The organism is Arthrobacter sp. 05N428_2 (genome assembly GCF_056397065.1).
Genome location: NZ_JBFTMR010000030.1, coordinates 1 through 15,260 on the forward strand (window position 1 = coordinate 1; position 15,260 = coordinate 15,260).

Sequence of the window (15,260 nt, forward strand, 5' to 3'; positions counted from 1 at the left end):
CCCTCGATCCGACCGGTGCCGGCAGGACCCGATGGGCCGTGCGTTGGAAGCCCGCTTTGAACGCCTTCGCCATCACCTTCAGCGACCGATTCCCGGCAGCTGAAAACTACTAAAGGAAACCGCCGGATACACCGTTAGTGAGATAGTCCCCACAGCACTCGCTCGCTAGGACAAGTAGTCAACAAAACCGGGGGCAGTCCCTTCCACCCCAGCGGGAGAGAAGAAACCTGAGGTTCGTGTGGTCACTTAGAACCATTTGTGAGGGTGTGGAGGACGTATTCGAGTTGTTCGGCGCTGAAGGTTCCCGGGTGACGGACGGCCAGGGTGCCGTCCGGGGCGATGATGGCGGTGAAGGGCAGGCCGGGGATCTGGTAGGCCCCTGCCGTGGTGCCTTTGGTATCGGCCAGCAGTGGGTAGGTCGTGCCGTTCTTTGCGGCGAGGGCTGCCGCCGGGCCGGCGGGGTCGGCGACGTCGATTCCCCGGAAGGCTACGGAGGAGCCGAGGTCGGTGTGCGCTTTCTGGAGTTCGGGCATTTCGCCGGCGCATGCGCTGCAGGTGCTTGCCCAGAAGTTCACTACCGTGTATTTGCCCTTTGTCCCGTCGAGGGAGTGCTGGGTTCCGGGGTCGGCGAGCCCGGGCAGTGTGAGGGCCGGCGCCGGCTTGCCCAGTGCCGCCGGGCTGGCGGGGGTGTTACCTGCGGGCGCTGGGCCGCCGACCGGAGCACCGGCGCGGCCGGGCAAAAGGTCCGCCGCAGTTTGCGCCATGGCTTGGGCGAACGGTGCCGTGTTCGCGGAACCGGTACCGAACTGCCCGATGGCCGCTTCCTTGCCGGCGGGGTCGATGAAGAACAGCTCTGATCCATGGACCACTTCGCCGGTCTTCGGGTCGACGCTGACAGGCACGTGATAGCTGGCCGCCACGTCGGCCAGCTGCGCGGGGGTCCCCGTGCTAAAGACCCAGTTGCGGGCGGAGGCGAGGCCGTGGCCGTCGGTCCAGGTCTTCACGTCCTGGACGGCGGTATGTAGGGGGTTGGCGTTTATGGAGAGGAAGACGACGTCGGCAGCCGTCGAACCCAAGTCGGTGTTGGCGGCGGCAACGTCCTGGGCCAGAAGCGTGCACAGGTCCTCACATTCGTCGTCGTTGAAGGACAACACGACAGACTTCCCCCGGTATTGGGACAGGCTGACGTTCTTACCGTTTTGGTCGGTGAGGGTGAAGTCCGGGGCGCTGTCCAGCGGGGCGGACAAGACGTCGAGCTGCAGCAGTTGGGCCGCGGCCGAGCTCCTGTCCGGCTGGGCAGCCGCGGCATCCGCGGGTCCGGCCGGGGCGTCCGGCCGGAGGGCCGCCATGAAGATTCCGGCCAAGGCCACGGCGATGGCCAGCCCGGCGGCGGCCCAGGCCACAGCAAACCCCTTTCGGCGTGTGCGATCGGCGGCGTCAGGGGTTGGCGGTGTGGTGCTCACGGGCGGTGCTGCCTTTCCCGGCGTCCGGGCGCGGTGTCCGGCGTTTCGGTGATGATCTTGTAGATGACGACGGCGATCGCGGCCAGCACGACGGCGCCGAGCAGTATTGCCCACAGGAGCGGTTGCGCAGCGATACCGGCGGCGAACCATTCCTGCACTCCGGTGACCGTCGACGTCACGGGTGACACCGCGGTCGGGTCCAGCAGTTCCGTTACCCAGTAATAGGCCAGGTAGGCCCCTGAGAGGCTCAAGGTGATTCCCGAAACGGCAGCCAGCCAGCGCCCTGCGGTCCGGGCACGGCGCACGGCGGCCGAGCCGAGCGTGGTGGTGACGACGGCGGCGGCAGTCACGAACAGCCCCATGCCCAGGGCGTAGGCAAGATAGGTGGCGAGGCCGGCTTGGAATCCCTGGCCGGTGACGGAACCGGCTACGGCGGCCAGGAACAGCGGCAGGGAACAGCTCAGAGAGCCTGTTGCGTAGGCCACCCCGTAGACCGCCATGGCCAGCACTGACCGCCGCGCGCGGAAACGGGGGGCGGACAGGTGCAGCGCGGGTGGGCGGCCGAGCAGGGTGGAGATTCCGGCGCCGGCCATTGCGATGCCGACGGCGGCCATGACCCAGGGCAGCCAGGCGGTGGCCAACCGGGCGCCCTCTTCGAGCAGCAGCCCGAGCACGCCGAAGACGGTGACGAAACCGGCACTGACACAGGCGCCGGCCAGCAGACCCCGGGTGATCCGCGCGGTCCCGGAGGCGGCCGTGGGACCCGTGGCGTCAGGCGCGCCGGTGAAGAGGGCAAGGTAGGCGGGGAGCATCGGGAAGCCGCAGGGGTTCAGGGCCGCGGCAAGGCCGAGGGTGAAGGCGTAGAGGACCGGTCCGGCCTGGTTCGCGGTGACCACGTCAGTGCCCGGACCCGGTGCGCCGGTGCAGCGACTCCAGGTAAGCGTTGTAGTCCATCAGGTCGGTGTTGCCGTCACGGGCGGCGCGGCGCTCGGCGGCGCGGGTCGCGCGCTGGTCCGATTTTTGCCATTTGGCCACGAGCGCGCCCAGAACGAGGAGGGTCGGAAGTTCGGTGAATGCCCAGGCGATTCCGCCGCCGGCGGCCTGGTCCGCCAGCGGGGAGACGTGCCATCCGGCTATCGGCCGGGCGTAGAACGTGACCATCAGGGAGGTGGACATCATGACCACGACGCCGAAGAAAGCGTGGAACGGCGCCGTCGCGGCCAGTTCCAGGACGGGCAGGACGGGGCCCGCAACGCGGCGGAATCCGCGGGTGGGGTTTCGGGGCGACGGGTCGACGCCGATGATCCCCCAGAAGTACAGGAACCCGACGATCAGGAAGTGCACGAGCATCAGGTTGTGCCCCCACCAGGTGCCCATGAGGTAGTCGAAGGCCGGGGTGAAATACAGGCCGTACAGGCTCATGATGAACAGCGCGAAGGTCACGCCCGGATGCATCAGGAAGGCGGCGGCCTTGGTATGGAGCAGCCAAATAACGCCCCGCCGGGCGCCCCCGCGCGGTCCGGATCCTGCCGGGAGGGCCCGCAGCAGCAGCGTCACCGGGGCGCCGAGGACCAGGAACACCGGGGCGAGCATGTTAAGGACCATGTGCTGGATCATGTGGATGCTGAAGAGCTCCATGCCGTAGCCCTCGATCCCTGTCGCGGTGACGAGCAGGACCGTGCCCAGCCCCAGAAGCCACCAGATGGTTCGGGCAGGGGGCCACCGGACGCCCCGGCGGTGGAGAACGACGGCGCCCCACCCGTACAACCCCAGCAGGATGAGAACGATTAACGGCAGGAGCGGAACGGGCTGGGGGTGCCAGGCCAGCACTCGTGCCAGGGTCGGAGGCTGGACCGGCATCCACATTGGCCCGCTCATCATCACGCCCGGATCTCCGGCACCCGGGACCGGCAGACCGACGTCCGGCGACACCCCTAGATCCCCAGGATGAGGGTCTCGTCCGCGGAAGGCTCGCCCGCGGCCCGGGCGAAAACCTCGAACCCGGCCCGCACCGCGTCCAAGTCCGCGGCGGAGAGTTTCTCAAGAACCACCGAGATCTCCCGCCGGCGCGCGCCGGTGACCTCAGCGTAAACGCGTTCGCCCTTCTCCGTCAGGGAAACGATGACCTCGCGGCGGTTATCGGGGCTGGCCGAGCGTGCAACGAGGCCCCCGGCGACCATCCTGTCGGCGAACCGGCTGAAGCTGGACTGACTGGCCCCCAGGTGGAGAGCAAGTTCGCCCATCCGCAGCGGCCCGAAGTTGGACAGGACCACAAGGACCCGGAACTGAGGCAGCGTCACGGCGTCCATCACCGGCGCCAGCGACCGGGCGATAACGCCCAGCACGGCACGGGAAGCAGTCAGTGTGCTCTCGAGCGCATCACGATGACGCGCAGCCGTGGGGTCCACGGATGGATTGCCGGACGCAATGGTAGTGTTCATACTTGTCATACTACATATATTGTCTCAAATCATGAATTGGAGTTTCCTTTGACCGCGCAGCACGCTGCCTCCCGCCGTCAGCCGGACCGGGCCGCCTTCCTCCAGAGGAAGTTCGCCGGCTCGTCCTACCAGCTGGTGGCCATGGCGGTCCTCGTGGGGGCCGGTGCCGGACTGGCGGCTGTGGCCTTCCGATGGCTGATCACAGCGGCCACCTTGTTCTTCAGCGGCACCGGGGACTATTCGGCCGTTCAGGGTGACCGGGCTCATCCGTGGCTGCCGTGGCTGGGAGGCCTGTTCGTGGTTCTGGCCCCTGTGGCCGGCGGTCTGTTGTACGGGCCGCTGGTCCAGCGCTTCGCCCCGGAGGCGCGTGGCCACGGCGTCCCGGAGGTCATGTATGCCGTGAGCCAGCACGGCGGACGCATCAAGGGCCGGGTTGCCGTTGTCAAGGCGCTGGCGTCGGCCGTCTGCATCGGCTCGGGAGGGTCCGTCGGCCGGGAGGGGCCGATCGTGCAGATCGGTTCGGCCCTGGGGTCCTGGCTTGCTCAGGCGGTCAGGTTGCCCGAGTCCCGGGTCCGGGCGCTGGTGGCCTGCGGCGCTGCCGGTGGGATTGCCGCAACCTTCAACGCCCCGATCGCCGGGGTGTTCTTCGCCCTTGAGCTGCTGCTCGTGGACTTCGCCGCGGGCGCCTTCGGCCCGGTGGTGCTTGCCTCGGTCACCGCCTCGATCATCGGCAGGGCGTTTCTGGGCAATGCGGCTTTTTTGCAGCTGCCCGGCTTCAACATCTCCTCGGCTGCCGAGTACCCTTTGTTCATACTGCTGGGCTTGCTCTCCGCCGTGACCGGCATCGGTTTCACCCGGATTCTGTACAAGGTCGAGGACCTGTGTGATTGGGGCTGGCGGGGTCCGGATTGGCTGCGCCCCGTCGCCGGGGGTTTGCTGCTGGGGGTGCTGCTGCTGGTGCTGCCTCAGATGTACGGTGTTGGCTACCCGGTCCTCCAGACCGGGGTCGCGGGCGGCTACGCGGTCGGATTTCTCGCCCTCCTGCTCGTGGGAAAAATTCTCGCCACCAGCTTGACCATTGGTATTGGCGGCTCCGGCGGCGTGTTCGCACCGTCCCTGTTTATAGGCGCCATGCTGGGAGCCGCGTTCGGAGAGGTCGCCGGTTTCCTCAATCCCGCCCTCCACGGGCAGGTGGGCGCCTTCGCCCTGGTCGGGATGGGAGCCGTGTTCGCCGGCGCAGCCCGGGCACCGATCACCGCGGTAATCATCATGTTCGAACTCACCGGCGAATACTCCATCATCCTGCCCCTGATGCTGGCTATCGTCGTCGCGTCCGGGGTCTCCAAAGTCCTGTCCAGGGACACCATCTACACCCTCAAGCTGCGCCGCCGCGGCATTGACCTCGAACGCCACCCCGGCACCGAGGTGCTGCGCGGCACGCTCGTCGGGTCCATCATGGTCACCGGCTTGCAGCCACTGCCGAAGGACATGTCGGTCGCCGAAGGAGCCCGACGGTTGCTCGCCGATGGACGCCTGGCCCTGCCGGTAACGGACCAGCAGGGCCAGTTGGCCGGAGTGGTCACCGTGCACTCCCTCTCCGAGATCCTCAGCAACGATGAGGACCAGGACCGGCTGCTGCTCTCTGACATCGCCGAAATGCCCGCCACCGTCCTACCCACCGCGAGCCTGGAATCCGTTCTGGATACGGTCCTGGAGTCCTCGACCAGCGCAGGCGTTCCGGTAACCGATGACACCGGCATCCTGCGGGGCTGGCTCGATCAGGCAGCTGTCCTGCGCATCCTGTCCGTTCCCGGCGCTGGAGGGTCTCGGCCGCCCGGAACGTGATCCCCTTGCCCCGGCTATCACGGCCCGGTCCAGATAAGCGGGCCACCACAGAGAGGTAATTGCTATTGCTGAAAATGAGAACGGTCCTGGGGAAGTTTCTTCTCTTTCTGGGTGTCAGTGCATTGTGCGGTGTTCTGGGTGCCGGACTCGTAGTCCCCGCCGCGGCGGTGGCGGGGTCGGCGGCAGGGTTCTCGGCCGGGCTTATCGGAGACCTGCCCGCTGAGCTGAAGATTGACACTCCCGCCCAGACCACCACCGTCCTGGCCAGCGACGGATCGGTCATTGCCACCTTCTTTAGTCAGAACCGGGACAGCGTGGCACTGGATCAGATGTCGCCCTTCATCCGGAATGGCATCGTCGCTGTCGAGGACGCCCGGTTCTACGAGCACGGCGGCATCGACCCGACCGGAATCCTCAGGGCACTGGCGGCCACCGCGCAAGGCGGACGCCAGGGCGCCTCGACGATCACTCAGCAGTACGTGAACAACGTCATCATCCAGTCCCACATCGCCGCCGGGCACCAGGACCAGGTCAAACTCGGAGCCGCCAAAACGGTCGGGGACAAGATCCGGGAGATGAAACTCGCCATCGCCCTGGAAAAGAAGTATTCCAAAGACCAGATCCTCCAGGGCTACCTGAACATCATCTATTTCAACCACAACGTCTACGGGATCGAGGCGGCCGCCGAGTATTACTTTGGCGTCCACGCGAAGAACCTGAGCCTGCCCCAGGCCGCCACGCTCGCCGGCGTCATCAACAACCCTGCATACTACGACCCCGTGACCGAGCCTGCGCATGCCATCGGGCGGCGAAACATCGTGCTGGACAAAATGCTCGAGCAGGGAAGGATCACGGCCGCAGCCCATGACAGCGCGATCAAGAGTCCGATCGGCCTGCACGTTCATCCGGCCCCGCAAGGCTGCATGGCAGCCGTCACTGCCCCGTATTTCTGCGATTATGTGCAACGGCTGATTCTCAATGATCCGGCCTACGGCGCCGATGAGGACGCGCGGCGCAGTGTCCTCTACCGCGGCGGCCTAACCATCCGGACCACCCTGGACCCCGGGCTGCAAAAGATCGCCCAGGACCAGGTCAACTCCACCATCGCGGGTGCGGACCCGCTGCAGCGCGGGGCGGCACTGGTCAGCGTCGAACCCGGCACCGGCAAGATCCTGACCATGGCGCAGAACACCGCCTACAACCCGGCGCCCGCGCCCGGGAACTACATGGGCAACTTCGCGCTCCCCGCCACCGACACCAACGGCCATCCGCTGGACGGAGCCGGCGGGTTCCAGATCGGATCCACCGTCAAACCGTTCATTTTTGCCCAATGGCTCAACGCCGGAAAATCCATGAACACCGTCCTTAACGGGGCCGTCCGGGACTACCCGCCGGGCTACCCCTGGAAGAACTCCTGCGGCACCACCACGGGCTCCTATGACCCGGCGACCGGAACCCACCTTCTGCCTAACGATGACCCCAACCACTACTACCCGATGAGCGTCCTGCAGGGGCTGTACCAGTCCATCAACACCATCACGTTCCAGTCCGCCAGTCGGCTGGACCTCTGCGAGGTCCAGAAGATGACCACGGCCGCCGGCATCACGGACGGACACACCAACAAACCCTACGACTTCTCCAACATCTCCAACCTCATCGGCTCCGTCGACGTCGCCCCGCTGACCATGGCCAACGCCTTCGCGACCTTCGCCAGCGGAGGAACCTACTGCACCCCGAGGGCCCTCATATCCGTCACGGACAGCCACGGAAACCCGCTCCCGGTCCCCGAACCGGACTGCCACCAAAGCATCGACCCCGGAGTCGCCGCAGGGGTGACCTACGCGCTCAAAAACGTCCTCACAAGAGGATCCGGCTACAACATCCCCGTCGACAAAACCAGCTACGTCATCTTCGCTAAAACCGGCACGACCGACGGGAACACCATGACCTGGACCGTTGGCGCCACAGCCGGCATCGCCACAGCATCCTGGTTCGGCAGCTACAAAGGCACCGGCCCGCAATGGGTAAACCAGAACATCACCATCAACGGCCGCTACTACGCCGGCGTCGACGGCGCCGACCTCGCCGGCGGCCAGTGGGGACGCTTCATGGACGCAGCCGCGCCCCAGTTCACAACACGGGCATTCCCGCGGCCGCCGGCATCGATGCTCGAAACACCGGCCCGATGACTACCCGAAAGCTCCGCATGCCCGCCGCGTCACGCCCCTCCGGGGGATGCAACGGGCCTGCGCCGGCATGGGCGCGTCACAGAAAGCACTCTCCGACCATCGGAGCTACGGACTACGCAACGGTGCTTTGCGGGCCAATCGCCGGTTACGGGCCGCAACGGAGCAGCAGGGAAGACTGTGCCTTCCCTGCTGCACGGCCAAAAATTGATGCTTCGAGTGCAGCTGCGCGGGTTGCTTCCGAGCATCAAGACACGCCATAGAAAGTGGCCGCCCACGGACGTAACTTGAACGAATGGACATCAACAACGGCTCATTCGGGCGCCGTATCGTCGACCTGACGGCCGTGGCGATGATCGGTGACGGGGCACTGGCATTGGTGGTGCCGGCCGAACACATGAAGACCTGGATCTGCGGGCCGCAGCGGTGGCGCGACCTGATCAATTTCCTCGCCGAGCGACCAGGATTGACGCGCGTGGTCGGGGCAGTGGAGGTTTGCGCCGCCGTCTGGTGGGTTCGTCGATCCCTGAACGGGAGTTCACACGCCCGCGACCGCTAACGGCGCCAATGACGGGTCGGATTCTGAGAGCGGGGGCCCACGCTTCCGTTCGCACCGTCGTCTCCCTCGACGTATTGGCCGATTTCCGTCCCTGCAATTCGGCCTTGCACCGTCCGGGCGGTGCCGTAGTCGGCCTCCACAAAGCGTCCGGCCTCTTCTGTGTGGCTCTCAGTTGAAGCGGGTACCGCTCCCTCGCCGCCGGCTGCACCATAATCGCGTTAGGTATACCGGCCTTCTTAGTCTCCGGAAGTAACGGCCGGCCGACGCCGGGGAAGAAGTTCATCTTCAGCAGCACGGGGTCCAGGCCTTGACCTCTCATGGGTTTGACTCTCCTCGATCAGGGGACAACCTCCATAGGCGCTCGGCCGACTCTGTCCCCTGCTCCCGCGTCACCACGTGACGCGACCTCCAGCATTCATCCTCCCGGTGCAGTGCGGGAAGCGCTAGGGCCCAACGTCCCCACCCGCCACCTGGAGGTTAGCTGTCGCGCAAAACGCCGTCCTCAGCAAGACCGCCGACAATTCCAGCCCTGAGGTGAGCTTAGCTCTCGTGGAAGGAACTTCATGGCACATCTGACTGGAGACAGGCAACAGGGAACCGTGCGCGCTGGACAGCCGGCGAGTAAAGAGCCAAGAATGAGCCAACGGAGGTCGGCGGATCTCCGGCGCTCCCGGCCGGGCGCCATTGGGCCCGGCTCATCTGATCGTTGGAGGCAGGACATGAAGGCCGTGGTCGTCGGGGCCGGCATTGCGGGCCTCGTCGCGGCCCGCCAGCTCGGGTTGGCCGGCTGGGACGTCGAGGTCCTCGAGAAATCGGGCGCTCCGCGCCCCGATGGCTACATGATGGACTTCTTTGGTCCCGGAGTGGAGGCGGCCGAGCGGATCGGCCTCTACCCGCGGCTCGCAGCTGTCTCCTACCATGTCGAGGCAGCCGAGTATGTCGATGCAACAGGTCGCCCCACATCCAGTATCGACTACGACCAGTTCGCGCGTCTTGCCGGCGGGAAGGTCCTGAGCCTGCTGCGCCCTGATATGGAGCGCGCCGCCCTCGCCGCGCTCGACGACGTGGCCTCCGGCCGGGTGGAGGTCCGCTACGGGGCGCAGGTTTCCCGGGTATGGAGTGATGAGGACGGCGTGCGAGTCGCCGTCGACAGTTCGCCGGACGGCACGGTCGCCGCGGACGTCCTGGTAGGCGCTGATGGCATCCACTCCGGTGTGCGAGCCTGTGTGTTCGGCCCGGAAGTGGAGTACCTGCGCCCTCTGGGCATGCGTGCTGCCGCCTTCATCGTGACCGATCCGCTCCTGAATGCCCGTTTCCGGAACCGGTTCGTCCTCACCGACAGCATCGACCGGATGGCCGGGCTCTACAGCCTCCGCTCGGACGAGGTGGCGGCATTCATGGTCTACCGGGATGCCGCAGGCGCGACAGGCCACCTGCCGTCCGGGAGTCCGCGGGAGCGGCTGCGCCGAGAGTTCGCCGGACTCGGCCACGCCGTGGACCGGCTACTGGAGCTGTGCCCCGAGTATCCATACGACGATGTCGTGGCACAGATCGTCATGCCGGGCTGGCAGCGGGGGCGGACCGTGCTCGTGGGGGACGCCTGCGGGGCCGTGTCGCTCCTCGCGGGTCAGGGCGGCTCGCTCGCCATCGCCGGTGCCGCGCTGCTGGGGGACATCCTCGGACCCGTGGCCGCACCTGAAGGGATCAGCCCGGCCCTCGCCGAATTCGAGAGACGCTGGCGACCCGTGGTCGAGGAGGCCCAGGCCGCCGGCAGGCGCACCGCAAAATCATTCCTGCCCGCCAACCGGACCCAGCGGCTCCTGCGTCAGTGGATCATACGGGCCACCCATCTGCCGGGCATCGACCGGCTGGTGGCCCGCCAGATCGTGGGCAGGATCGCAAAGTAAGCCCGACACAGACGCAGCGGTCGAGAACCGCTGGAAAACGGACTGCTGAATATTCGGTGGCAGCTTGCCGCAGGAACCTGGCGAGGGCCCGCGTCTGCGCGGGCCGCTGCCCGAGACTCAGGGAACACCGCTGGACCTGCGCTAGGGGCCGTCCGGAAGGGCGCCCATGAGCGATGTGATCTGAGGTTCGGGCAAGCCTGCGGGGCCGGACAGTCCAGGTTGCCCGCCCCAGACCTCCTGAAGCGTGAACCACGGCAGATTACCGCAGTGTTCGGGGAGGCGCACTCTCGAACTGTCTGGCGACGAGGACGTCGGTCGAGGAATGGGCCAGGATGGAGAGCACAATGACCAGGGCCACGAGATGAAAGAGCTCATCGGAGCGCTCGACGCCTGATTCGAGGACCAGAAGCCCATAGACCACCGACGCGAACCCTTTGGGGCCGAACCACATGGCCGCGAGCTGTTCCTTGATGGGCAGCCGTGTGCCGAGGAACGACACCAGCAGGGCCAAGGGCCTTGCCACGACGATCGCCAGGACCGCGAAGACCCATCCTGTCCACACGAATTCGCCGAAGAGAAACGTTGGCGTGATCAGCGCGCCAAAGACCAGGATGGCCGCCAGCTTAAGCAGTTCGGACACCAGTTCCCCGAACTGCTCGAATTCGTCCCGGAAGCCCGGTCCTGCGGTGGCCACGGTGATGCCGGCCGCGAAGGCGGCGAGGAAGAGGTTGGCCCCTGTCACCAGGCAGATGGCAAGCACGAGCAGGCCGATGGATACCGCCACCAGGGGTTGCAGGCCTTTCGTGGCCATCAAAAAAGGAAGCCGCTCCAGCCAGATGACGATCAGCGGGACCAAGACACCGACCAGCAGGCCCAGGGCGATTCTCCGGCCAGTACCCCAAGACCGACATCCGTTCCACCCCCAAGCGCCAGGAGCACAAGAACCACCGGCAGGGCCAGCCCGTCATTGAGCCCCGACTCCACGTTCAGGAGCAACGCCCGCCCGGGCAAACGCCACGCCCTCCGCAGGTCGGACAACCCCACTTTCATGCCGTCCGTATACAGGACCGAGAACAGAGCCAGCTGGGCCAGAACCCCGATGACCGGTTCGCCGGGCGTTACGGGGACAATCCCAAGGACGCCCTGGCCCAGGACAAAGCCACCGAGAAGAAACAACACGGCGGTGGACAGTACCGTCCGGCTGGCGCGTTCGGAGATGAGGACGCCCAACAGAAGCAGCACCGCAAACGCGAGCGTGAGCATCGGGATCATCCGTGTTCCCCCGGCGGGTTGCGTGCGTCAGAATTCAGGAGCGAGACCGCAGTGGTGCCAGGAATCAGGCACCGCTCCTTGGCCGGACAACCAGAACGGGGCACGGGGCATGGTGCATTACCTGGCTAGAGATCGATCCCAGCTGCAGACCGGCGAAACCTCCGTGACCCCGGGATCCCACAATGAGGAGGTCTGCGTCTTTGGCTGCATCCAGCAAAGCGGTGGCGGCGGTATCCCTAACGAGCGTTCCCTCGATGTCCACGCCCTCGCCAGCAACGGTCTTCAGCGCGTCGGCCTGGAGACGTTCAGCGGCGTGGAAAGAGTCGTTACTGCCGCTGTCCTCCACCGTTGACGGCACAGGCGGGTAGTGCCAGGCAGTGATGGCCCGTACCTTTCCGTGCCGCAGACGCGCTTCATCCACGGCCCAGCGAAGAGCCGCCAAAGAGTGTTCGGAACCGTCCACACCGGCGACGATCAGGAACCTGCTGGTTGCGTTCATCTCTTCCGTCCTTTCACGCACAGCCTCGGCCCCACCGCCCCGGGCAGTGTCAGTCTGTGCCTGTCGCCTGAAGCGGTCAAGGCCCTCATCCGGCCAACCCCGCCGAGAGAACCATGCGCCCGCTTCTTTGGACTTAGACCAATCATCGGTTGCCCAGCACCTTCAGAGTCCACTGCCCAGGCCGGACACCGTTAGCTCGTTAGGACTTCACCGGGGCCGGCTACGACCGTCCGCCCGGGGCCAGAAAGGGTTGACATAGTCACACTTACTTGGCCATGGCTCCATGAACAGTCATGACATCACGAAATCCAGACCAGCAAAGGCAGCACCGCTCCCCCATCCTGCGTCCCGTCATGCCGATAGCGGCACTCCGGGCCATGAACGAATAAGCAGCGCCACCGCTGCCGGAAATCAAGAGAAGGAGCCACCGGCCCACAGCAACGGCAACCAACAAAAAAGACCCCCACACGGGCCAATAAGTGAACAGTTTGTGCACGCTCAGAGGCTCATAGGCCCCTGACCTGCGGAAACACTGTGCCCGAGGTGGGACTCGAACCGCGCTCCAGCCCTTCAAAACACGCCATTCCCACGAAGACCTCCGCAATCCAGCCCAGTCCGGCACCAATACGACCGGATCCGAAGCCCAGGGTGTGCACAATGTGCACACCCTGTTTTTGCCCGATTCGACGCGCTTAGATGGCCTTCCGGGCGCGACAGTTGTGTCTTGCGGGAGATTTCGCTACCGGATGAGAGAGCTGGCATCCCGAACAGGACTGGCCCCGAATAAGCACAGCACGAGAGGGCTGCCCTCATGCTCGAATCGAGGACCATCACCGTGGGGCGCCTCCTTTTCCAACATCTCATGGAGAAGGGAACGGCACCCTGTATGACCGACAGTCCGGCCTTGCACGAAGTGGGCACGCACCCCCGATGGCGCGCTGTAGGCCGCCATCGCGACCGGCGACCACAACTCACATTGCGGTCTTACGCCCCCTCAAGCCGGCGGCATGGTTGACATCCCTCCACGAGCCCTTGGTAAGTCGAGAGTCGACAAATCCCGGGCTAGTCCCACTAACAGCAATTGCGAGCCTGGCGCAGGCCTTGACTGACATCGCGGCCCCCGTACTCGACCTGCTCGGAATTCCGTGTGGCGCCGAAGTCGCCCGAGGGCGGGACCCTCACGGATCCGACTCCTGCCGAGGGGGTGGCCGAGACTAAAACGAAGAAGCCCGGGCGGTCTTCGCCGGGCGCAATACCGGAGGGCAATTGGGCAGGGAGGGTGATGGCCAGCTGCCCTAACCTGCTCAAACTCTTTGGCTCCCGGGAATCCGTGCGCTCAAAAGCCGACTCAAGAAAAGGTCGGGCCTGGCGATCCCGCCCCGGCCGTGGCGAGCCATGTCTCGAGGTAGGCCGCGACACCATCATCGTGGTGGCGAGCGGTGGTGACGGTCGCCGCCGCGAGCACCGCCTCCTTACCGTTCGCTACCGCGATAGAGGTTCCCACGGCGGCGAAGGCCGGGATGTCGTTGTAATTGTCGCCGAAGAAGTAGCAGTCCCCCTTGTCATAGCCGAGCTCTTCGGCAGCGGCCTCGACTCCAAGGCCTTTCGAGCATGCCGCGTTGGCGATCTCGAGGTAGGTGTCTTTCGAACGGTAGGTGACGACGCCAGGCTCGGTGCTGAGAAGCGACTCTATCTCGTCTACCAGCGACTGCTCGCCCATGCACATGACCTTGTGCGGCGGCTGCACATCGACCCGCCCTGAGGAGATGTATTCCTTCGACAACATCGCGTGAGGCGATACACCGGTGTTGTTGATTTCGCGCGCCGTCCACCGATCGTTGCCCCAGACGTGCCAGTCCTCACCGGCGAAGAAGCTCGCATGCAGGTCGACATCGGAACAGTATTCGGCGATCTTGCGGGCATGCTCGGGCGCGATCGCGACGTCGTGCACCACCGCGCCCGAGCGGGACAGCACGAGCCCGCCGTTGTAGGCGATCAGGGGCTCATCGGAACCGTCGTACAACCGCTCGAGTATCCGCATAGACTCCGGCATACGCGAAGAACAGAGCACGAAGGCATGACCGGCAGCACGTATCGCCCGGACGGCATTGATCGTGCGCCGGGATAGTGTCCGTTCCGGGTTAAGCAACGTGCCGTCGATGTCGGTACAAAACATGGCCATGGCGTCAGTCTCCTCGTACGGTTGGGCACTACTGGTTAAGTCAGATGTGAGTCAGAACTGGCAGCCGCGTCCGATCGTCGACGATCGGTTCACGCAGGACGAGCCCCTCGACGTTGCAGTCGCGAAGATCAGCGCCGCGCAGGTCGGGCGACTCGATCGTGGCGTTCCGTAGGTCGGCGGCCCGCAAATCAGCATCGCGCAGGTCGGCGTCCTTCAGTAGGCCCCCACGCAGACTTGCGGCCCGCAGATCGGTCCCGCGAAGATTGACTGCGGCGCCCCTGCAGTCCGAGAGATCGGCGCGGCGGAGATCCGCTCGCCCTAAATCTGCCCTGTCCAAGATGGCTCGTGGAAGTCTGACATCCGCGAAGGACGAGTCCACGATCGAGGCTCCGGTGAAGTCGACATCCGAGCCGGCGAGGCGCGAGAGGCTTGCCGCCGTCCAGTCCACGCCCCGCACCTTGAGCGCATCGACGGTCGCCCCATGCAGATTCAGGCCGACCGCACGAGAACCGCTCAGGTCGGCTCGCGACAGATTTGACTTGCGGAGGTCTGCACGCGTCAGGTCGGTCGAAGAGAGGTCGCCGCCGCTCAGATCACGCGCTGCGAGGATGATTCCGGCCAGGCTCCGGCCCGAGATGCGGATCTCAGTCAAGTCAGGAGCAGCGATTAGCGTCTGCACGAACCGATGCTCCTCAGCAAGACGGCGCTCACGTTCCGCCTCGACCCGACCGACCAGCGCCTCGACATACAGGACGGCCACACCTGATATGTAGGCCTTCCTTGTCAAGCGGGCATGGGTGAGCGGTCCAAGGCTGGATGTCTTGGACCGCTCTTTTGTGTTCGCTCCCCGCCTGCTCCGGTTGGCCGGCGCGTCTTGATCGACGGCGCTGTCAGACTGATATGCGC

General features: G+C 65.6%; 13 protein-coding genes. 4 read left to right on the forward strand and 9 right to left on the reverse strand.

What is annotated here, in order from left to right:
• Positions 1–242: 242 nt before the first annotated feature.
• Genes AC1DGI_RS18000 through AC1DGI_RS18015 form a run of 4 tightly spaced genes read right to left on the reverse strand, consistent with a single transcriptional unit; the run spans position 243 to position 3,904 of the window.
• On the reverse strand, positions 243–1,403 hold the full coding sequence (locus AC1DGI_RS18000; protein ID WP_476899807.1) for a redoxin domain-containing protein: 1,161 nt from the start codon (positions 1,401–1,403) through the stop codon (positions 243–245).
• A gap of 56 nt (positions 1,404–1,459) precedes the next feature.
• Positions 1,460–2,359 (reverse strand): cytochrome c biogenesis CcdA family protein, encoded by a 900-nt coding sequence (locus AC1DGI_RS18005; RefSeq protein ID WP_476899808.1) that lies wholly within the window; start codon positions 2,357–2,359, stop codon positions 1,460–1,462.
• A gap of 1 nt (position 2,360) precedes the next feature.
• Complete coding sequence (locus AC1DGI_RS18010; RefSeq protein ID WP_476899809.1) at positions 2,361–3,395, reverse strand: cytochrome c oxidase assembly protein; 1,035 nt, start codon at positions 3,393–3,395, stop codon at positions 2,361–2,363.
• A 2-nt stretch (positions 3,396–3,397) separates the two neighbouring features.
• On the reverse strand, positions 3,398–3,904 hold the full coding sequence (locus tag AC1DGI_RS18015) for a MarR family winged helix-turn-helix transcriptional regulator (RefSeq protein WP_441401336.1): 507 nt from the start codon (positions 3,902–3,904) through the stop codon (positions 3,398–3,400).
• Between the two features lie 48 nt (positions 3,905–3,952).
• On the opposite strand from AC1DGI_RS18015, the gene AC1DGI_RS18020 reads away from it, so the two are divergent.
• The 4 genes from AC1DGI_RS18020 (at position 3,953) to AC1DGI_RS18035 (ending at position 10,401) form a co-directional block, all read left to right on the forward strand.
• A complete protein-coding gene (locus AC1DGI_RS18020; RefSeq protein WP_476899810.1) occupies positions 3,953–5,749 on the forward strand; it encodes a chloride channel protein in 1,797 nt (598 codons plus the stop codon).
• 74 nt (positions 5,750–5,823) lie between these two features.
• Positions 5,824–7,938 (forward strand): transglycosylase domain-containing protein, encoded by a 2,115-nt coding sequence (locus AC1DGI_RS18025; RefSeq protein WP_476899815.1) that lies wholly within the window; start codon positions 5,824–5,826, stop codon positions 7,936–7,938.
• 292 nt (positions 7,939–8,230) lie between these two features.
• Positions 8,231–8,494 (forward strand): hypothetical protein, encoded by a 264-nt coding sequence (locus tag AC1DGI_RS18030; RefSeq protein ID WP_476899811.1) that lies wholly within the window; start codon positions 8,231–8,233, stop codon positions 8,492–8,494.
• A 719-nt stretch (positions 8,495–9,213) separates the two neighbouring features.
• The gene (locus tag AC1DGI_RS18035; protein ID WP_476899812.1) at positions 9,214–10,401 is read left to right on the forward strand and encodes an FAD-dependent monooxygenase; all 1,188 of its coding nucleotides are present in this window, start codon (positions 9,214–9,216) and stop codon (positions 10,399–10,401) included.
• A gap of 259 nt (positions 10,402–10,660) precedes the next feature.
• On the opposite strand, the gene AC1DGI_RS18040 is transcribed toward AC1DGI_RS18035, so the two are convergent.
• The 5 genes from AC1DGI_RS18040 to AC1DGI_RS18060 all read right to left on the reverse strand — a co-directional run.
• Complete coding sequence (locus AC1DGI_RS18040) at positions 10,661–11,257, reverse strand: cation:proton antiporter domain-containing protein (protein WP_441402184.1); 597 nt, start codon at positions 11,255–11,257, stop codon at positions 10,661–10,663.
• Complete coding sequence (locus AC1DGI_RS18045) at positions 11,245–11,673, reverse strand: hypothetical protein (RefSeq protein WP_476899813.1); 429 nt, start codon at positions 11,671–11,673, stop codon at positions 11,245–11,247. The genes AC1DGI_RS18040 and AC1DGI_RS18045 overlap by 13 nt, the downstream gene beginning before the upstream one ends.
• 64 nt (positions 11,674–11,737) lie before the next feature.
• Positions 11,738–12,172: a universal stress protein gene (locus tag AC1DGI_RS18050; protein WP_441402186.1), complete on the reverse strand. Its 435-nt coding sequence runs from the start codon at positions 12,170–12,172 to the stop codon at positions 11,738–11,740.
• 1,348 nt (positions 12,173–13,520) lie between these two features.
• A complete protein-coding gene (locus AC1DGI_RS18055) occupies positions 13,521–14,354 on the reverse strand; it encodes a Cof-type HAD-IIB family hydrolase (RefSeq protein WP_441402187.1) in 834 nt (277 codons plus the stop codon).
• Positions 14,355–14,394: 40 nt separating this feature from the next.
• Positions 14,395–15,260 (reverse strand): pentapeptide repeat-containing protein (locus AC1DGI_RS18060; protein WP_476899814.1); only part of this gene is annotated, 866 nt, incomplete at its 5' end.